14 protein-coding genes and 1 pseudogene are annotated in these 19,878 nt (G+C 70.7%); 8 read left to right on the top strand and 7 right to left on the bottom strand.

Translation table 11 applies throughout. The annotated features are described in order from the left end of the window. The 4 genes from F1544_RS24965 to F1544_RS20770 all read right to left on the bottom strand — a co-directional run. Nucleotides 1-266, bottom strand: a 266-nt coding sequence (locus tag F1544_RS24965) for a cation diffusion facilitator family transporter (protein WP_244309397.1), incomplete at its 3' end; no start/stop codon positions are given. A gap of 125 nt (nt 267-391) precedes the next feature. Beyond that, nucleotides 392-1,135: a cation efflux transmembrane domain-containing protein gene (locus F1544_RS20780; RefSeq protein WP_167588118.1), complete on the bottom strand. Its 744-nt coding sequence runs from the start codon at nt 1,133-1,135 to the stop codon at nt 392-394. After that, a complete protein-coding gene (locus F1544_RS20775) occupies nt 1,135-1,464 on the bottom strand; it encodes an ArsR/SmtB family transcription factor (protein ID WP_167588117.1) in 330 nt (109 codons plus the stop codon). Before F1544_RS20775 ends, F1544_RS20780 begins: the two co-directional genes overlap by 1 nt. Before the next feature lie 261 nt (nt 1,465-1,725). Further along, entirely contained in the window at nt 1,726-2,448 is a 723-nt protein-coding gene (locus F1544_RS20770) for an Abi family protein (protein ID WP_167588116.1), read from the bottom strand. 322 nt (nt 2,449-2,770) lie between these two features. On the opposite strand from F1544_RS20770, the pseudogene F1544_RS26885 reads away from it, so the two are divergent. Beyond that, a pseudogene (locus F1544_RS26885) lies at nt 2,771-2,911 on the top strand (MerR family DNA-binding transcriptional regulator); the annotation flags it as partial. A 213-nt stretch (nt 2,912-3,124) separates the two neighbouring features. On the opposite strand, the gene F1544_RS20760 reads toward F1544_RS26885, so the two are convergent. Further along, on the bottom strand, nt 3,125-5,473 hold the full coding sequence (locus F1544_RS20760; protein ID WP_167588115.1) for a transglutaminase TgpA family protein: 2,349 nt from the start codon (nt 5,471-5,473) through the stop codon (nt 3,125-3,127). Between the two features lie 661 nt (nt 5,474-6,134). Between F1544_RS20760 and nhaA the strand changes: the two genes are divergently transcribed. Next, complete coding sequence (gene nhaA, locus F1544_RS20755; RefSeq protein ID WP_167588114.1) at nt 6,135-7,451, top strand: Na+/H+ antiporter NhaA; 1,317 nt, start codon at nt 6,135-6,137, stop codon at nt 7,449-7,451. A gap of 868 nt (nt 7,452-8,319) precedes the next feature. On the opposite strand, the gene F1544_RS20750 is transcribed toward nhaA, so the two are convergent. Beyond that, nucleotides 8,320-9,642 carry an alpha/beta fold hydrolase gene (locus F1544_RS20750; protein WP_167588113.1) on the bottom strand — a complete coding sequence of 441 codons (1,323 nt, stop codon included), beginning with the start codon at nt 9,640-9,642 and terminating at the stop codon, nt 8,320-8,322. A gap of 324 nt (nt 9,643-9,966) precedes the next feature. Between F1544_RS20750 and F1544_RS25625 the strand changes: the two genes are divergently transcribed. The 5 genes from F1544_RS25625 to F1544_RS24960 all read left to right on the top strand — a co-directional run bounded on the left by F1544_RS25625 (nt 9,967) and on the right by F1544_RS24960 (nt 14,537). Then, nucleotides 9,967-10,089, top strand: coding sequence for a hypothetical protein (locus tag F1544_RS25625; protein WP_280114987.1), 123 nt, complete (start codon nt 9,967-9,969; stop codon nt 10,087-10,089). A gap of 57 nt (nt 10,090-10,146) precedes the next feature. After that, nucleotides 10,147-10,485, top strand: a complete 339-nt coding sequence (locus F1544_RS20745; RefSeq protein ID WP_167588107.1) for a hypothetical protein — start codon at nt 10,147-10,149, stop codon at nt 10,483-10,485. Nucleotides 10,486-11,158: 673 nt separating this feature from the next. Beyond that, nucleotides 11,159-11,377, top strand: coding sequence for a hypothetical protein (locus tag F1544_RS20740; protein ID WP_167588112.1), 219 nt, complete (start codon nt 11,159-11,161; stop codon nt 11,375-11,377). Between the two features lie 1,204 nt (nt 11,378-12,581). Beyond that, nucleotides 12,582-13,097 (top strand): DUF6225 family protein, encoded by a 516-nt coding sequence (locus F1544_RS20735; protein WP_167588111.1) that lies wholly within the window; start codon nt 12,582-12,584, stop codon nt 13,095-13,097. 156 nt (nt 13,098-13,253) lie between these two features. Beyond that, a complete protein-coding gene (locus F1544_RS24960) occupies nt 13,254-14,537 on the top strand; it encodes a tyrosine-type recombinase/integrase (RefSeq protein ID WP_167588110.1) in 1,284 nt (427 codons plus the stop codon). A 30-nt stretch (nt 14,538-14,567) separates the two neighbouring features. Here F1544_RS24960 and F1544_RS20725 read toward each other — a convergent pair whose 3' ends face one another. Then, nucleotides 14,568-16,202 (bottom strand): ATP-binding protein, encoded by a 1,635-nt coding sequence (locus tag F1544_RS20725; RefSeq protein WP_167588109.1) that lies wholly within the window; start codon nt 16,200-16,202, stop codon nt 14,568-14,570. A gap of 1,065 nt (nt 16,203-17,267) precedes the next feature. On the opposite strand from F1544_RS20725, the gene F1544_RS20720 reads away from it, so the two are divergent. Then, the gene (locus tag F1544_RS20720) at nt 17,268-19,172 is read left to right on the top strand and encodes a ParB/RepB/Spo0J family partition protein (RefSeq protein WP_167588108.1); all 1,905 of its coding nucleotides are present in this window, start codon (nt 17,268-17,270) and stop codon (nt 19,170-19,172) included. The last annotated feature ends 706 nt before the right edge of the window (nt 19,173-19,878 follow it).

Raw genomic sequence — 19,878 nt, 5'->3', positions numbered from 1 at the left:
CCCTCGACGATGATGAAGACACCCACCCCCAGCAGGATCGCGGCCTGCAAGGTCGCGGCCAGGACCTCCGCGCGGCGGTAGCCCCAGGTGCGTTGCGCGGTCGTCGGGCGTGCGGCCAGGGTGGCAGCGATCAAGGCGATGGCCAGCCCTGCGGAGTCGGTGAGCATGTGCCCGGCGTCAGCGAGCAACGCCAACGAACCCGACAGCCACGCACCGACTGCCTCGACCAGCAGGATGGTGACGGTGATGGCCAACGCGATGGCCAGACGGCGACGGTTGCCGTCGCCCGCCCCGTGGCCATGCCCATGACCGTGACCGCCCTGAGCGCCGCCCGCTTGACCGCCACCGGTCCGGTCACCGCCTGCTGGTGCGTCGTCGTGCAGGTGCCCGCTCACTGCGACGCCTTGCAGCAGTCGCCACCGCAGCCACAACCCGACGCTGCAGCGGCAGGCGTGCCGGTCGTGGAATCAGCAGCCAGGCTCAACGCCGCCGCCGGGGAGCAACAGTCCTCGCCCCGCCAGGCTTCAAGCCCTTCCCGCACCGCGACCGCGGCGATGACGAGGGCAGCGATGGGGTCAGCCCAGGACCAGCCGAGGGTGGCGTTGAGGACCAGGCCGACGAGCAGGACGGCGGAGAGGTAGGTGCACAGCAGCGTCTGCTTGGAATCGGCCACTGCGGTGGCCGAGCCGAGCTCGCGACCGGCGCGGCGCTGAGCGGCGGACAGCAGCGGCATCACGGCCAGGCTCACCGCGGCCAGCACGATGCCCACGGTGGAGGTCCGCGCCTCGTTGCCCCCCAGCAGAGCGCGGGCGGAGTCGATGACGACGTAGGCGGCGAGGGCGAAGAAGGAGACCGCGATGATCCGCAGCGTCCGCGCTTCGCGGGCCTCACGGACGGCGTGGTCTCGGGCGGAGAACTGCCAGGCCACCGAGGCGGCGGAGGTGACCTCGATGACGGAGTCGAGGCCGAAGCCGATCAGGGCGGTGGAGGAGGCGCGGGTGCCGGCGGTGATGGCGATGACAGCTTCGATGACGTTGTAGGTGATGGTCGCGGCAACGAACATGCGCACCCGGCGGGCCAGGGTCTCGCGGCGCGCCTCGCTCAGCGGAGCGCGCAGGGTCAGTGACGTAGCCATCAGCAGCACTCCTCAGTCTCAGCGGTGGGGCACGCGGTCGGGTCCACGGCCAGCACCAGACCCAGCAAGTCACGCAGGGCATGACGCAGGCGGGCATCGGCCAGTTCGTAGCGCATCCGGCGGCCCTCGGGTACGGCGACCACAAGACCGCAGCCACGCAGGCACGCCAGGTGGTTGGACACGATCTGGCGGGAGACCCCGAGCAGCTCCGCCAGCGCAGCCGGGTAGCCCGGCGCCTCCTGCAGAGCTAGCAACAGTCGGCACCGCGTGGGATCAGACAGGGCATGCCCAAAGCGGGCCAGTACCCCAGCGTGAGTCACCGTCTCCATAGCCAAACGGTACAGTGCATGATGAATTCATCCAAGCCTGTCCTTCTACTCGTCTACCAGCACTTGCTCCTAAGAGCGGGTAGTAGGCCGGTAGGCAGAAGCGCCAGACGCAGTGGGTCGGTGCGCCAGGTGCCGTCGCTGAAGACGACGGGCAAAGGCAACGGTGCAAGGGCAGGGTCGTGCTCGAGTCTGCGTCCACGCCGGATCCAGCCGCCAGGTGCCCGGTGTCCCACCCGTCATCGGTGGTGGAGGCCAGCGTGGTCAGCGTGTTGGTAGGAGCGCGGGCACGCGGCTGGTCGTGTCGATCAGCCAGTGCAGGCGCGGGGTGATGCGGCCGGCGGTGGCCAGGAGCTGGTCGTAGTCGTGGTGCAGGTCGCGGCCGTGGATGGGTTCGTGGTGGGCGATGCGGTTGCGCAGCTGACGCAGCTCGTCGACGGTGGAGTGCAGCCGCTGGCGGCGGACCTGGGTGAACGCCTCCCGCAGGCAGGGCTGCCACAGACTGCGGTTGTACTCATCGGCCAGCAGAGACCACCAGAAGCCGAAGGTGAGCTCAGCCACGACCCGGCCCGGCAGCTCCTCACGTCCGTCGCGGGTGGCGGCCTTAATGGCGGTCGCGACCTTGCGGCGGGCGTTGAGGGACAGCGGCACCTGCGGATGGCGGTACCAGGGCAGCTCCCCGGCGGAGGTGGGGCCGACGGCGACGTCGCGCCGACCCTCAGAGGGCAGCGCGTTGTCGCGGGAGCCGGCTGCTCCAGGCGAGGCCAAGTCCAGCGTGGTGGCCCAGGCCGTCAGTTGCTGGTCCAGGCGGTTGCGCAAGCCGACCTCGAAGTAGTGCAAGGACTCGTAGAAGGCGCCGCTGATCTGCACGTTGAGGGTGTAGAGGGTGAGCGCGTCGGGCAGGTCACCACCGGTGGCCTGGCGGTAAGGAGTCAGGCGGGGAGCGGACAGGAGCTGCTGCACGTCAGTGATCACGTCGGATGTCACGTCATGCCAGTCAACCTCGCCGCTGCTCCTCACCTACGGGCAGCCCGTCGCTTGCCTCCTCTGGGTGCTGATCCTAAGCTGGAGGTACGAGAGCCCCGGGATGTACGGCGTACCAGCTTCGGCTAGGGAAACCCCCCGGGGCCTTGTCATCTCCTGCTCCGGCTGGCTTACTCCCGATTGATACCGGCGGGCGTCGGTGCACGCGGTCACTGAGTGCCCGCGGGCTGACGCATCGACGTCTGAGCATCGAGCAGCAGGCTTGCACTGAGTAGTCGCCCGCCCGGATTGCGGCGAGATCGAGAAGTCGCTGGCGGTCGCACGGGTGCGCATCGCTGAGGTCTCCCGCCGCAGCGGTCTGCCGGCTACGACGTTGCGGTACTGCGAGAGCGTTGGTCTGCTCAGCGTGCGCCGCGGGCCCCGTGGCTACCGCGATCACGACCCCGGCGTGCTGACCCGCTTAGACCTCATCGAGGCCAGCAAGAGCTGGATCTGTCCCTGGAGTGAGCATGCAGGTGGTCCCAGCACGATCACGAGGGCTAAGGGCAGCGGTCAGTGGTCGGTGGCATCCGTCGTGGACCGGCCCGGGAGTCGACCAGCGGCCCCGACGACGTCCGGCGTGTCGCCGTCTGCCAGGACCGCCTGCCCCATGCGGCCGGAAAACCCGGCCACATGCTCATCAACCCCGATCCCACCACCGCAGCAGCGCCCGCGTCCCCGCGGTCGGGAACCAGCGGGCGCGCCAGCGCGCCACGCGGGGCCGGCGCGCGGAGATCGCGGCGACGACGTGGTCCACCTGGCTGCGCACGACCCGGGCCTGGGACGTCGTCGTGCGCTCCAGCGTCGCCACCCCACCGGTCGCCGCGTCGCCCGCACCGGCGGCGGCCATCGAGCCCGCCCCGAACCGGGCGCTCTCGACGGCCCGGCGCAGGCGCGTGAGCTCCTGCACGGCTTCGGGGGGCAGGGCGACGAGGGACTCCAGGGCGGCGGCGGACTGCCGCGGCGTGTCCGAGGGCGCCCAGCGGGCCCCGAGGTCGCGGGTGCGGTCCTCCAGGTCGGCCCAGGCCGCCTCGGCGGCACCGCTCGTGCCGCTCGCGCGGGACCAGCGGCGCCGCGCCAGCAGGGTGCTGCTCGTGACGGGCAGCAGCAGGGCGAGCAGCACCAGCAGCCCGCCGAGGATCCAGCCCCACGGCAGGGCCAGGAAGCGGTCGACCGCGGAGCGCTGCGCGTCGGCGCCCGTGTCGCCGGCGGCGGAGCTGGTCGCGCTGGCCGAGGCGGTCGGCGCCGCGCTGGTCGCCTGGGGCAGGGCGGGGGCCGTCGAGGTGCTCGCGGTGGGGGTGGGCAGCGGTGCCGCGGGCACGCTGTAGGACGGCGACTGACCGGTGCGCGTCGCGGGGGTCGGCTCGAAGCGGACCCAGCCCGTGCCCTCGAAGTACAGCTCCGGCCAGGCGTGCGCGTCCTGCGCGCTGATCCGCCAGCTGCCGTCGGCCACCTCCTCGCCGGGCAGGAAGCCGATCGCGACCCGGGTGGGAATGCTAAGCGAGCGGGACATCACCGCCATCGCGGAGGCGAACTGCACGCAGAACCCGGTCTTCTCGGCGAGGAAGGTCGCGACCGCGTTGGAGCCGCCGTCGTTGGGGGCCGAGGTCGAGTAGGTGAAGCCGCCGGTGGAGCGGAAGTACCGCTGCAGCGCCGCGGCCTGCTCGTAGGGGTCGCGGGCGCCCTGGGTCACCTGGACCGCGGCGTCGCGGACGCTCTGGGGGAGGTCGTCCGGCAGGGCCGTGTACTTCTCGCGCAGCTCCTCCGGGGCGGGCGCGGCGGTGCGCAGCTCGTCCTCCGTGGGTTCCACGTCGAGGTGGGTCACCGTGTAGCGCCGGTTGCGGGTCGTCTCCCCGTCGCCGACGACGTTGAGGCTCTCGGCCTCGTAGAGCCAGTCCCCGGCGATGGCGACGCGCTGGGCCGGGTAAGGCATCGGCAGGTAGGTCTGGTTCAGGCCCTGCACCGAGATGCGGGTGGTGTGCTCCTCGGACTGCGCACGCTCGGCCTCGGACAGGCCCGGCGGGGTGGGCAGCCCGTCCTGCACGCGCTGGCTGCGGGGAATGTCCCCCCCGGTGCTGGGCGCCCAGGTCTCCCCGTCGAACACGTCGGCGGTGACGATGCGCAGCGGCGCGGGGTCCTGCTGGTCGGTCTGATACGTGAGGAGCGTCCTGTCGGAGCGGGCGCCGAGGCTCGCCTTGAGGTTGAGAATTGGGTTGATCACGGCGATCGTGTCGCCGCTGCCCGTGTCGATGGTCAGGGGCCGCTCGTCCAGGTCGGGCGCCACCGCGGGCACCGCGACGGCCGCCAGCAGCGCGACCACGGCGGTCACGCCAGCCGTGGCCCCGGCCGCCGAGCGGCCGGACGACCGCGCCGCGGCGGGGCCCGCCACGATTCGCCGCGAGCCTCGCAGCACCTCCGGCCAGCCGCTGCGGCGACGGCCGACGGCCAGCAGCACGAGGTAGGGGACTGCCGCGACGAGGAAGGCGAAGGCCGACGACCCGCCGGGGGCCAGCGCCAGCGGCACCGCGTAGACGGCCGCCAGCGGCACCCCGGCCAGCGCGGGGCGGCGCAGGGTCACCGCGAGCAGGTCCACGGCCAGCGCCGCGAGGCCCGCCCCGCTCACCAGCAGCAGGCGCAGCCCGCGCAGGTCCACGGCCGGGACGCTGTAGCGCTGCACGACCTGGATCCCGTCGCCCACGAGCTGCACGAAGCGGCCCGGGGTCGCGGGCGTCGGAACGACGCCGAGCAGGGTCGTCCCACCGCCGAAGAGGACGAGGGTCGCCACGAGCAGGACGAGGACCTGCCCGAGGACGGCCACGCCCGTGCGGCGGGTCAGCGCCCGCAGCAGGATGCCGCTGCCCGTCACGGCGGCCACCACGGCCAGGGCCGGCACGAGCCAGCCCGACGTCACCACCAGCGGCCGCAGCGACAGCACCACTCCGGCACTCGCCAGGCCCGCCCAGCACGCGGTCCGTGCACTTCGCGTCACAGTCGTCCCCCTCTGCACGGTCGCGTCCCCCGGTCTGGCCGAGGAGGTCAGGGTTCGTCCATCGCGCCCTCGGTGGCGTCGGCTGTCGACACCACCCCACCGCCACCAGTGTCACCCCGCGGGATCGCGCACGCGTTCATGCCGACTCCACCATGCGCGAACCTGCCCCTGCGCCCCGCTGCTGCCAGCATCGCCGGGCGCCAACCGTTCTGCGCCGGTCGGCTGATCCGGCTCACGCACGCGGCGCAGGAGCGAGCCGTACATGGTGCCGACGTCCAGATCAGAACTTGCCGTACCGCCCTTGACCTCTCGGCCAGCAGCGCTCACCCGCTCACTCGGCAAGGACGTCGACGAAGTCAACCTCACGCGTGACCATCCAGCCGCAGTCAGCCAGCCGCAGTCAGCCAGCCGCAGTCAGCCAGCCAGCCGCAGTCAGCCGGGCCGCAGTCAGCCAGCCGCAGTCAGCCAGCCGCAGAACGCCGCGACCACCCGCCCTTCACCAGCTCGCACACCAGACAGCGTGACGGCCCACGTTCTCCTCCGACGAGGGAGCCGTACTCGCCGGGGGAGGGTCAGCCTGGCCGGTAACGTGTGCCGCGGTGTGCCGGGAAGTCTGGTCGGCGGTTCTTCCAGCGACCCCTCGACCACGAAGTAGGTACCGGTGACCTCTCCCACCCCGCCCTCCCACGGCAGCACCCCGGTCTTCGGCCGCGGCTCGTGGCTGGAGACCCAGCGGATCACCGACGTCCTTCGTAAGGAGACCGTTGGCGGGGCCCTGCTGCTGCTGGGCACCGTCATCGCGCTGGTCTGGGCCAACTCCCCCTGGTCCGGCGCTTACGACGGGTTGCGCGAAACCGTGGTCGGCCCGGCTGCCCTGCACCTGGACCTGTCCCTGGGCCAGTGGGCCGCGGACGGGCTGCTGGCCATCTTCTTCTTCATCGCCGGGCTGGAGCTCAAACGCGAATTCGTCGCCGGCGACCTGCGCGACCCACGGCGCGCCGTGGTCCCGGTGGCGGCCGCCGTCGGGGGCATGGCCGTGCCCGCCCTGCTGTACGCCCTGGTCAACCTCTCCACCGACGACGGTGCCCTGCAGGGGTGGGCGATCCCCACCGCCACCGACATCGCCTTCGCCGTCGCCGTCCTGGCGGTAATCAGCACCCACCTGCCCACTGCGCTGCGGACGTTCTTGCTGACCCTGGCCGTGGTCGACGACCTGCTGGCCATCACCATCATCGCTGTCTTCTACACGGACGACCTTGCCGTCCTGCCGCTGCTGGGCGCCTTGGCCGTGATCGCGGTGTTCGGGGTGGTGGTGCAGAAGCGGATCCGCTCCTGGTGGCTGCTCGTCCCCCTCGCGTTGGTGGCGTGGGCGCTCATGCACGCCTCCGGGATCCACGCCACGGTCGCCGGGGTCTTGCTCGGCTTCACCGTCCCGGTCGTCCGTTCGCGCGCCGCCGGTAGTCCCGACGCCGGACCCGGGATGGCCGAGCACTTCGAGCACGTCTGGCGGCCGCTGTCGGCGGGGTTCGCGGTACCCGTGTTCGCGTTCTTCTCCGCCGGGGTCACCGTTGGGGGGCTCAGCGGGCTGGTCACCTCCCTGCAGGACCGGGTCGCGCTGGGCATCGTCGTCGCCCTCGTGGTCGGCAAGTCGGTGGGCATCCTCGGCGCGACCGCGTTGGTCTCGCGCTTCACCCGGGCCCGCCTGGACGAGAGCCTGTCGTGGTGGGACGTCCTGGGCGCCGCCCTGCTCGGCGGGATCGGCTTCACGGTGTCGCTGCTCATCGGGGAGCTCGCGTTCGGCGCCGGCAGCGTCCGCGACGAGCACGTCAAGGTCGGGGTCCTCACCGGCTCACTAGTCTCCGCTGTACTGGCCGCCGTCGTGCTACGGGTCCGGAACGGCACCTATCGGCGGTTGCACGAGGAGGAGCAGGTCGACGACGACGGCGACGGTATCCCCGACGTCTACCAGCGCGGGTGAGCGCATCCGAGGAGTCGTACAGCCCGGCGCACCGCGTGGTGGTGCTGTCCAACGCCTTCGCTGACTTCCTCGTCGACCACTACCGACCGGTTGTGAGACGCCGTAGGGGAGTGGCCTCAGCGTGTGATCTGCAGCGGTAAGCGGCGTCTTGCTGGCCGCGCTACATGGCGGGCCGACTGCGCACTGAGCGCGGCATGACCGCGCGATGGATCGAGTGAACGTCTCCTCCACGGCCGCGCCCGGTCATCATGTGTAGATGAAGAGCGAGGTAGCTGAGGAGGCGCGGGTGCACCAGCCCGTCTCAGTCATGACGCTCCTCGCGATCGCCTTGCTGCTCTTCGCCGTTGGAGTCGGAGCCTGGCTCGTGTGGCAGCTCACCGCGGGGAGTCGGCCCCCCGCTGCCTTCGCAGACCGCACTGCCCTGGCGCAGTGCCCGCCGATCCGCGTCCCACAGGCTCAGTTCACCCCTGCGTCGTTGCAGGACTGCTTGTTCAGCCCGGACGCGCAGCGCGCTGGCGTGGAGGTCATGGTGACGTCTTTGAGCACTGAGGGGAGTCCGACAAGGACCTACTACCGGGTGCTGCCGGGTGGGGGTGCGGAGATGTTCAGCGATGTCACCGCGGATGCTTACGGGCCTGGCGGGTGGAGCCACGTTCAGTGCCCGAACGCCGCCGCCTTGGAGACCGTGGACAGCTGCCGGCCTGCGTGACGTCGGGCGGCTCTGCCTTGAGCCACCGCCGCCGAGCGCGGCTTTGCCGCACTGGATGAGGTCGCGGTCATCGACATGACTGCACGATGATTGGGCGGCCGTGGTGGCGCTGATCGTGGCCTTATCGCGCGTATCAGTGAGCCGGCGGTGACGCCAGCGTCAGCGTGCGCCTCGGAGTGGGGCGTTGGTGGCTGCTGGCCGGGTCGTCGACTTCACCACGGCGCTGATGGCGGTGCCGAGCAGTCGGGAGGGACCGCGGCGGGGCAGGGCCGCGATGCGGGGGGCCATGCCCGGTAGGTGCCCGATGGTGTTGGTGCCCGCGGCCGCCGCCGCGGTGGCGGCGGCGATGAGCAGGGCGGCGCGCTGGTGGCTGTCCAGGGCGCTGTGCCCGGTGTCGGCCAGCGGAACCAGCTCTGCGTGGGGGGCCAAGGCGGTGATGCGCTGAGCGATCGGGCGCGGGGTGCGCAGGTCCCGATCACCGGAGACGACCACGATGGGGAAGTCGAAGCCGGGTAACGCGGCGGGCAGGTCGAAGGGTTCACCGGCGTAGGCCTGACCGCGGGCGCTGTGGCGGGCGCCGGCTTCAGCGAAGGTCAGCTGCGGATCCAGGGGACCGCCGTCGGGGGGCAGACCGAAGCCGAGTTGGCGATAGGCGATGCCGGCGACGAGGTCTGGTTCCATTATCAACGGTGCGCCGGGCCCGTCCAGTTCGCCGGCGCCGAGGGTAGCGATGCGCCGCCAGGTGCGTTGCAGGCGCCCGTGGTGGCGGGCCAGTACCAGGCGGTGCAGCACCTCAGGGCCGGCGAACTCGTGCACGAGTTGCACCACGTGGGCCAGTTCGGCCATCGGCACCGCGTGTGGGCCGTTGTCCTCGGCCAGAGCGCGCACCGCGGCGGCCACCGGGGCCAGCGCGGGGTCTTCACCGTGCCAGAACAGGGCTCGGCGGTGCGCGCGGGCGGTAGCCAGGTCTGCCTCGACGCTGAGCATGGGCGAGTCCAGCACCATCGCCGCCACCCGCGTGCGGTGGCGCACAGCGAAGGCTTGAGCGAGGTAGGTGCCGTAGGAGGAGCCGTAGACCACGGCCCGCTCGATGCCGGCGTGGGTCAGGACGGCGGCCAGGTCGTCGGCGGTCTGCTCGAGGGTCACCGCGGCTTGGGGCAGGTCGCGCCCGTGCTCGTCGTGGCGGGAGAAGCCCACCCCGCGGTGCTCGACCATGAGGACGTCCAAGCCGCGGGCGGCGGCAGCAGCGCGCAGGCGCTGGTAGGGCAGCACCGAGGCCAGGCCGGGGCCGCCCGGCAGGATCAGCAGGGGCACCTGCTCGGCCACGTCACGGCCCGGAACTCGTCTGTCCGCGCCGGTGCGCACGTAGACCAGGGGAAACGTCTGGCCGCTGTTGGGCAGTACGGGGCGGGGTAGCACGTGGCCGTGATGTTTGAGCAACCCCCGCGCCGTCTTCTGCATCCCCGCCTGCGTCACGATCACGCAACGGGTCGGAACGGGTGGCGGTTCCTGACTGATCCAGGCGAGGTCAGCGGCTCGCCGCCACGGGCGGGACGTTCTGATATCGACATGTGAGGGCGTGGCCGACGGCTCATGATGGCGCGCTGAGCGCGGCACGACCGCACATCCCGCACTGCGGCATGACCGCGCGTCCGCACTCTGCGGCGTGAGCGCGCGGTGATGGGGCTGATGCTGCGGCTACCAACTTGATCGAAGTGGGCCAGCCATCCTCGGCTCGGGCGATCGGCTCGGGCAGCACGGCACGCGCTGCGCACCGTTCCCCAAGACGATCAAGACCCCTATCGCTTGCTCGTCATCGGTGTCGACCGTGCCGGCCAGCTCCTCGAGGTCGTCTTGGAACCGGAGACCAGGCCCCGCATCATCCACGCGATGCTGCTGCGGGCCTCCTTCTACCGCTACCTCGACTGAGCACCTGCTCGGCTCCACCGACACCCCGGCTGCCATCACCTCAGGAAGGAGACCACCGTGACCGGCGACAGCACGTCCCCCGGCGACGCCTCGACTACGCAGGCCACTCCGCAGGCCTCGGCTCCGCGGGCCACGGAGCACGACGCAGCTCTGCGCTGGCTGGACGAGCTCGCCCCAGCTACCACCCCCGCCGCGGTCGTCGCGCAGGAAGTCCGTGACGTCGCCACCGCAGTCGACCGCGTCCAGGTTGCCGAGGAGGACCTCACGGCCGCCGTGCTGCCCGCCCGCCGGGCAGGGGCGAGCTGGAACCACCTCGCCCTGGCCCTCGGCGTGAGCCGTCAGGCAGCTCGTCAGCGCTTCGCCGCCCTGGAGAAGTTCTCCACGCCGGTGTACTGAGGCGTAATCACTGGCCGGTGTCCTTGCCCCTGACGAGGCTTCATCAGCGGCTGTAACGGCCCTACGGGTGATGCCGATGTGACGGATGAGTCCGGGGGGGACTTGCGCCGTGGTCCGGGGGGATCTGCGGTCGCGGGACGGGCTTACCAGGGGGACAGCGGTGTCGCGTCTGGTGGTCGGGAGGGGTGACCACCAGACGCAGCCTCAGACCTACCGCAGGGGGCGTGAAGCAGGACCGCCCGACACCACCACCGGCGCTGAACACGCGCGGGGCCGCGAACGATCGGCTCAGATGGGGTCCAGGCCCTCGCAAGCGACTGAGGGGCGGCCGTTCTAACAGCCCTAAGGAGGTCGAGTAGCCGACAACCTCGCTGTGCACGACCACGCGAAGGACATGGCCGCCGAGAACGTCCCCTGGCTCAGCTCACCTGTCCAGCGACCCACTCGTCGGACAATCGGGCTGCGCCTGAGGGTCCCGAACCGCTCTCACGCTCCGCCGATAATAATTCTTACGTCAAAACGACCGTCCATTGTTGCATCCAGTGAACGGTCCAGGCGGTGACGAGCGGGATCAGATCCTGCTGGGGACCCATTACGTGAGTGACCTGTCGGGGATGGTCGGTAGCGTCTGAGTGGTCAGCGGTGAAACCCGTGGTGAGGAGGGATCGAGCTGGTGGGAGTTGCGGACTTCACCTTCAAGCCGACGGTCGCGTCTCGGGTGGATTACGACGTCGTTGGTGAGCGAGACGGTAAGTGGATCATGTTCCAGAGCGGGTGCACGCGGGCGGAAGCGGTGGATGCCCTCGAAGCGGCACGCGCGGGAGGACCTTCGGTCACGTGGCACCTCGTCCGGCGGACCAGCACCGTGACTGAGGAGATCGTCGACGGCTGATAGCCGCGCCTTGGCCGCACCACCGGGGGCCCAGGAGCAGTGCCAGCACCTCCGGCAGCAGAGCTAGCGCAGCGCCGACACGAGCGCAGCCCGGCGGCAGCAACGGCGGCGGGGGCGCCGCAGTAGTCGCCGGCAGCTGCGCAGAGCGTGGCAACAGTCGCAACCATCAGCAGCAGCGGCGAGTAGCCGCAGAGCAGCAGCGCGCAGTCCACACGCAGCGGAGTCGCGTCGTTAGGAGCATCGAAAACTGACCCGCGGGAGCATTAGCATACAGAAGCGTCATTCTGTATGGTAAGCTCGGAGCGTCGGAAGGGGCCGATGCGGTCCGCCGCAGCACGTTGCCACGCCCGCGACCACCAGGACGGCGTCTCATGAAGGACCGCTTCCAGCGTCCACACACGAGCCCGCGCGGCGCAACCGACCACCGCCAGGACGGCCGCACGCGGATCGCCGCACCGGGCACCCAGACAGCATGAGCACCAGCAACCCAGCGCTCCTGCTCGTGGTGCTCCTGATCGGCTACAACGCCTTACTCGTGGCCCCGTTTCTCCACTTGGCTTGATCATGGTCGCCGCGCGGCCCCTCGCCAGTAGGCGGCCCCCACCCGTGCTGGGCTGTAGCGCAGTAACCTTCCGGCGATGCCTGCAGCTGTTCAGGTGGGGACTCATCGGCATCAGCTACGGACCCTGGCCTGTCCGCGACCTGTCCGCGACCTTCCTGGTGACGATGCTGGTGCTCGCACCAGCGCTGCTGGCCGGGCAGCTCTGCGCCGTGGCCCGCCCATGGGCGCGCTACTACTTCTCACCCACCGGTGACGCCGTCCTCGCCGTCATCGGACACCGCAGCCGCTGGGCCATCGCCGATCACCTCAGCTCCGCGCCCGGAACCGGTCAAGGCCGAGCCTGCGCGAGGTCCTGCTGCCCGTACTGGCCGCGCACGTCGACCGTCACCAGCTGGTCGTCAGCACCACCGCGGCAGCACCAGCCCTCGCCCAGCAGTACGCCACAGCCCTACCCGGCCTGCACGACGTCGGAGCAGGCTTCCCCCGCGGCCGCAGGATGCGACGCGAACCCGCTCAGACCATCCAGCTCCCCCACACCAGCGACCACCCTCCGACAGCAATCCACCCCACCCGAAGGGACGCACGACGATGAACCACGACGACCTGCCCGAGTACAGCCGAGAAACCGACCCTCACGCCTCCTTGAGCAAGGCGCCGCACGAGCAGACCGGCAGCCACCTGGAGAACTACCTCGCCCAGCACCTGCACGGCGTCGACGCCGAGCACGCCCTACTGCAGCGCATGTGGGACACCCGGCACCCGGCAGAGGACGACGGCACCACCGACCGCGCCGACCACCCGGACGCCGTGCCCGAGGCGGCCCCGGGTCACGTCACCGTCCTGCACCAGGCCCGCGCCCTGACCGCCGGCGACCTGCGCGCGGCCCTGCTCGGGGTCCCCGACGACCAGCCCATCGCCATCGACGTCCCCCTGGACCCGGGAGGCTTGAAGCTGCACCGCCACGTCCTGACAGCCATCGGCGGCGCCTACCTCCTGCTGGCCGACGAGGACGAAGTCCTCGACCCCTCCTTCGTCCTGCGCACCGACTACCCCACCGGCGTCTACGAGGTCCCGACCAACGCCCCGCGCGAGGCCGGCGCCGTCGAGGACCACAACACCGGGGGCAGCGGGGACGGCGCCCTCGACAGCGACAGGTGACCCGCAGCAGGTGCTTCCGCGGCGGCTCGGAGACGATGACGCACCTGTGGACTCCAGCACCGCCTGGCTCACTCCTGCTCGGTTAGCGTCGCACCCACCGCCAACGTCGCAGCGGCTTCGCCCCGCGGAGCCGTCCCACCTGAACGGAGAGCACCTGTGAGCGCGCCGCTCAGCGGACCCCCGGACCCCACCGCCGCTGCGGCACGGGCAGCGGTGCGGGCCGCGGAGATCCAACGCCTGACCCAGCTGCGCGCCAAGAGCGTCTCCGACGCCACCTGGAGCGCCTACCTCGGCGTCTGGGAACGGTGGTCGACCTGGGCGACCGCGCACGAGCGTCCGGTGCTGCCCGCCGACCCCCACGACCTCGCCGTATGGGCCGAGGAAGCCGTCTACCCGCCCGCCACCGCCGCCGACGACACCTCCTCGAACAAGACGACGTCGAGCAAGACGACGTCGACGAGTAGTACCAGCAAGCAGTCCCCGCGCGGGATCAGCGCCTCCACCCTAAACAAGTGGATGGCCGCGGTCACCTTCATCCACCGCGACGCCGGACACCCCAGCCCACTGGAAGACCCCACACTCAGCAGCGTCCTGAAGGGCCTGCGCCGAGACATGGTCGAGAACACCACCACCACCACCGCCCGCACCGGCACCGGCGCCCGTCAGGCACCGGCCTTGATGACCGAGCACGTCGAGCGCATCATGACTGCGATCGACTCCTCCCCCACCCGGGGTGAGTCCCTGCTCGAGGTCCGCGACCGGGCCCTGGTCCTGCTCGCCTTCACCTCCGCGATGCGCGCCTCCGAGCTCGCTGCCCTCAACGTTGAGGACCTCGAACCCGACGAAGCCGGGCTCATCGTGCGCATCCGCTCCTCCAAGACCGACCAGGAAGGCGCCGGCGCCTTCCTGGCAATCCCCTGGGCCCGCCGCGCGCACCTGTGCCCGGTGCGCGCCATGGACGACTGGCTGGACCGCCTGAGCCAGCAGCTTGCCGTCCAAGACCCCACCCACCGCGACTCCGCACCCGCCGGTGGCGGCGGGCCGGGCCGAAGCTCCACCGCACGCCGGAGCCTGCCCGTCCGCCGCGCCATGGTTGCTGACCTGCACGGGGCGGTGCTGCGGTCGCTGTTCCACAACGGCCGCGTGGGCAGCACCATGACCCCCGACCCCCACCAGGCCCGCATGGCCCGCTTGGCCATCACCAAGACCATCACCGCCCGCGCCCGCGCCGCCGGACTCCAGGCGGCTGACGCCGGCGGGCGCTACTTCAGCGCGCACTCCACCCGAGCTGGGTTCGCCACCCAGGCCGCTGACAACGGCGTCGCCGAGCGCGACATCATGAACCACGGCCGATGGAAGTCCATCGCCGTCGCCCGCGGCTACATCCGCCGGGGCGAGCTTTTCGACGACTCCAACGCCGCCGGTCACCTCGGCTTGTAACCAGTGATCAAAAAGCTTCCGGCTAGCCCACTAGTCTACGACTCGGGGGTTTTTGGCGCTGGCAGCGATGTCCGCAAGCATGGTCGGTAGCTCAAGGATTGCGCGTCGGATGGCGCGATAGTCCTCGTTCGGCACCTCGACGTCACCCACGACGGCCGAGAACTCGTCGTGGTCGTTGTCTCCGCCGAGCAAGCTTTGTGGTGCAGCGTTTGTACCGAGCAGGTGAACGTAGCAGCCGTAGTCGATCTGGAGGACGTCGTACCGCAGGCCGGGGTTGTCTTTGTCGGACCACCCACGCTTAATGATGTGCAGGATGCGGTCGTCCACGAGTTGTTGAATGAGGGCGTCTTGGGCTTGATCCTGCTTGATTAGAAACGCTCGAGCCTTGCGCCCAGAGATTACGTCGCTCAGAATGCGATCGAGCAAAGCGCGAGCGACGGGCATGCCGTTCAGCTGTGTTGCCTTGGTCGTGGTGTAGAGCTGAGACGCGGCCTCGCGGACGTGAGCCACGGCAATCTTGGACCCACCTGCGCGAAGTCCGGCGCGGCCGACGATGCTGAGTGCGTCACGGGGCACGCCCTCGGCCGCGCGGATGACTTCTTGCAATGAGGTGACCTGGGTGAAGAGTGAGCCGATCAAGTCGGCCTCGGACTCAGGCGGCTCCTGGCCCATGCCGATTACGGCGGTCGAGATGTGACGAAACAACAGGGCTCGGAAGAACGAGAGTGATCGCTGCGTCTGCTCCTCGCGGCTCCGGGCGGGGAACACCACGAACTCGTCGAGGTCTAGCAACGGGAACAGCTCAGCACCGACCTCTGCGCCGATGTAGTCACCGCGCTCGCCCGCGATCCGCCACTCCGAGCGATGCGGGATGGCGGCGATACGCACGGACACCTTGGGAATGCCGAAGAACAACCGCCGGAGCATCTCGGCGAGGTACGGCTGGAGGTCGAGGGGGACACCGCTCCACTCGTCGATGAGCAGCCAGAACCGCTTGGCGTCGTCTGCCGCGATGGCCTGGCGCATCGACTGCGTGACGCCGCCAAAGTGGATGCGGTGACGGATCACGCCCTTCTGCCGGGTTCGTACGCCGTCCTCGCGGGCGGTCTCGCGTGTCGAACCCGCGGCGACGCTCAGCGACGGCATCCCTCCGGGGGTCCATGCAACCCCAGCATCAGTCTTCGATCTTTGAGCTGACCGATCGCTTCGAGTGTCCTCCTGCTCGGTCTCCTGAGCGACCAGTACCTCCTGGAAGTGGTCGAGCATCCGGTCGAGCACGTCGATCTGCACCTTGATGTTGCCTGCGAACGCGGCTTCGAGTAGTTGGGTGTGCACGATGCTCAGCACGTCGACCACGAGGCGGGTCGCCCGTTCGCTGATGCTGAGGTTGGGGTCGGCATAGCGACCCTCAGTCGAGCCGACGTCCTGCTCCATGTCGATGTAGACGACCCGGTTACCCTTCTCCCGTTCGGTCTGCGCGACATACTTCAACGCGTGGGTCTTGCCGGTGCCTCGGCGGCCGAAGATGATGCCGTTGTCCCTCGCGCCCAGAGCGGACGTCAGCGATTCGACGTTGACGTACGTTGCGAGCACGTCGTCCTCGCTGACCCGCTCGGCGCGCTTCTCAACCTCCTGCAGCGCACTGAGCAGGATCTTGGTGTCCATGTTGGCGTCTCCTCCTCGGTGGTCGCCGGTGCGGCGGCCCTCGTTCATTGGAAACCCTCTCACGGTGATGCGTCCAGTGCCGGTAAACATCGGGTGCCCCACTCCCCTTAGGTGTGGCGTGGGGCTGCTGGTGGGCGCCGGCGGAGTCCACGCGCCCCTTAGCTGCTTGCCCGCCAGCGGTCAGCTTGGCGACAGGTTTCGTGGAGGCGTCCGAAGCGCTGTGTCACTCGGCCCGCCCGTGCGAGGGGGGGTGTCGCTGCGCGCCCCCTCGCGCTCCCCCAGCTGGTGCCTGCTCCTTCGTCGCAGGCAGCGGGCGCCGCTTGGCGGCGGCGGTGCCGGTCGGGATCGGTGACCGCTCCCGGGTGCTCATCGTGGCCGTGGCGGGTGGGGCGTCAAGCCGGGCTCGTTCGTCCTCGTGCCTCGTCCTTCCTCGGCCTGCGGCTGCCCCGGCTCGCGGCTGCGCCGCGCCCTGCGGGTGACTGGCCCCGCCCGCCGCGGCCAGGACCTGATGCCACCCGGTCGGGTCACCGCCCTGGCCCGCGCGTCGTCCGCCTAGAAGCGGCTTCGTTCCTCAGCCGCGGCCGTCGTCGCACGGGGGCGAGGGGGTGTAGCTGCGCGCCCCCTCGCGCTCCCCCCAGCCCGGCCGCTCCTTCGTCGCTAGGCCGGCGCACCTGCGGTGCTGGCGTGCTCGTGCCTCGCACGGGTGGTCGGCGCTACGCGCCGGCGGTTCCTGCTCATGCCCCTCCCGTCGTCTCATCGTGACCGACCCCGGTGCTGAGCCAAGTCCAGGCTCGCTGCGCTCGACCCGCTGCGCGAGAACCATCTTGGGCCGGTCGCTGCTCCTCGTGCCTCGTCGCGAAAAGCGCGACCGGCCCGAGATCGTTCGCGCTTCGGGGCAGACCTGGACTCGCGGGCGAGCCCGCGCCCTTCGGGTGTCACAGCCCCTTACGTCGGTCTCGAGGTGACTTGCCGGGAGGGGGCGGTGAGCGGTCGGCGGCGCAGCCGTCGAGTGCTCACGTCCTCGCACCGGCCACCAGTTCACACACCCACGGAAGGACTCACATCATGAGCGACGGGACCACCACCAGCACGACCGGAGCACCCACCGCCGCAGCGGCGGTGGTTGTGGACGAGCCCACGCTCGTCCACCTCGACCCCGCCACTTTGACCATCGGCACCAACGTCCGACTCAACGCCCGCCTGGACGCGGAGTTCATCGCCTCCATCAAGGCCCGGGGTGTCCTGCAGCCCATCGTGGCGATCCGCCACGACGACGGCGCGGTGCTCGTGCGCTACGGCCAGCGGCGCACCCTGGCAGCGGTCAAGGCCAAGCGCAGCACCGTCTCGGTGCTCGTGGTCAACGACACCGACGAGGCTGAGCGGTTGATCGACCAGATGGCCGAGAACGACCACCGCCAGGCCCTCACCGCTGGTGAACGCCTCGCCGGGTTCGAGCAGTTGGCCGCGCTCGGCATGACTGCTGCGCAGATCGCCAAGCAGACCGCCACCGACCGCGACCAGGTCAAGGCCGCGCTCAAGGTCGCCAAGAACACCACCGCCAGGGCCGCTGTCACCGACCACGCCGTCAGCTTCACCGAGGCAGCCGTCCTGGGCGAGTTCGACAACGACGAGTCCGCTACCCGCCGCCTGACGCAGGTCCTGGGCACCGGGCAGTTCGACCACGTCGCCCAGCAGCTCCGCGACAAGCGCGCCGAGCAGCAGCGGATGCAGAAGTACGCGGCGCAGTTGCGCCGTGACGGCGCCACCGTCCTGACCGAGCGGCCCAACTGGAACGAGACGCCCAAGCCCTTCGACCGGATGCTGCTGAACGGCCAGCCCGTCAGCGACGCCGACCAGCTCACCAACCCCGACCTGGCACTGCTGGTCATCACCCGGACCGGGTGGGTCAACGCCGAGGACGGCAGCCCCATCGACGTCCTGAACGACGCCCACGCCGGGGCCGTGGAGGAGCTGGGCTGGCACGACGCCGACGAGCACTGGAACCGCGTCGACCGCAGCAGCGGACCCGACGGCCCCGACGACACAACGGGCGAAGACCCCGCCACCGACTCTCACGAGCAGGAGGAGGACGCCGACGACCAAGAGGACGACGACGAGGCACCAGCCTACGCCGCCGCCTACGACGACGACGACGAGGAGGAAGAGTCGGAGCGGCTGGTCCACGACGACGGCACCCGCGCCACGTTCGGGGAGTACCTGACCACCGAGCGCTGGTGCATGAACCCCACCGCCCACAGCTACATCGACCGCTACAACTCGGGCGCCAGTACCAGCGCCCCGCGCAAGAAGGCCGCCGAGATGGAGCCGGTCGAGCGCGCCGAAGCCAGCGCGGCCCGACGCGATGTCATCAACTCCAACAAGGCGTGGGTGAGCGCCGAGACCGTGCGCCGGACCTGGCTGCGGACTTTCCTGACCCGCAAGACCCCGCCCAAGGGCACGGGTCAGTTCCTGGCCGTGGCGATGCTGACCAACCTCAGCCAGCTCGACGCCACCAACGCCCGTGACCAGGCCAGCGTGAGCTTGGGTCTGTGCGAGACCCCCCTCTACACCAGCACGCGGGGTCTACTCGGGAAGGCCGCCGAGAAGACGATGACCGACCAGCGCGGCACCGTCATCGCCCTGGGCGTGGTCCTGTCCGCGTACGAGGCCAGCACGCACAAGGGGTGCTGGCGCAGCGTGGACGCCGGGACCCGCCGCTACCTGGAGTTCCTGGCCGCGAACGGCTACGAGCTGTCGCCGGTGGAGCACCGTGCCTGCGGACACCCCGCCGAGGACACCAGCGAGGCAGCCGACCAGCACGACGAGCAGGACGACGACGAGCAGGACGCCGCCGCCGAAACTGACGACGACAGCGAGCACGACGCCGCCGCCGAGACGAAGCAGGACAGCGACGGCGAGACGGAGCAGGACGACGACAGCGACGACGAGCAGGAGACCTCCCGCCTCTGAGCACCACGCCGGTTCCCGCCGCAGCCAGCGACGGGGACCGGCCCCGGTCGGCGCGAGCAGCCCCATCGCGCGTTGCGCGGAAGCGGGCGGCCCTGGCGGGCCGGTGGTGTTGGTCGGGTCGGCGGTCCTCGTCGTCCTCGTTCCTCGGACGTCTGCGGGCCGGCGACCGGGTGCGAGGGGGTGTCGCTGCGCGCCCCCTCGCGCTCCCCCCAGCTGCTGCCCTGCTCCTTCGTCGCAGGGAGCGGGCGCCGCTTCGCGGCGGCGGTGTTGGTCGCGGGCCGGTGACCGCTCCTCGGGCGGTCATCGTGGCCGTGGTGGGTGGGGGTGACAAACCGGCTCGCTGCCGCTCGGGCTTCGCCTTCCCGGTTCTCGGGCTGCGCCCTCGCCCTGCGGGTGTCTCCCGCGCCCGCCGCGGCCCGGGCGTGATGCCACCCGGTCGGGTCGCCGTCCTGGTCCTGGCGGACGTGCGAGGGGGTGTCGCTGCGCCCCCTCGCCCTCCCCCCAGCCCACTCCTTCGGAGTGGCGCACTTTCGGTGCTGGCCGGGCTCGTGCCTCGCCCGGTCGGTCGGCCCTTCGGGCCGGCGCCTCAGTGGCCCTGCCCTCCCGGCGTCCGATCCTGGCCGAGCACGCGACACGGCAAGCCGAGCTCGCTGCGCTCGACCCCTGCGGTCCAGACCAACTTGGGCGCCCCGCTGCTCCCTCGTCC

Origin of the sequence: Kineococcus rubinsiae (assembly GCF_011839805.1) — a bacterium.
GTDB classification, from domain to species: domain Bacteria; phylum Actinomycetota; class Actinomycetes; order Actinomycetales; family Kineococcaceae; genus Kineococcus; species Kineococcus rubinsiae.
Note: the sequence above shows the minus strand (reverse complement) of the source record. Positions and strands in the feature narration are given on the sequence as shown.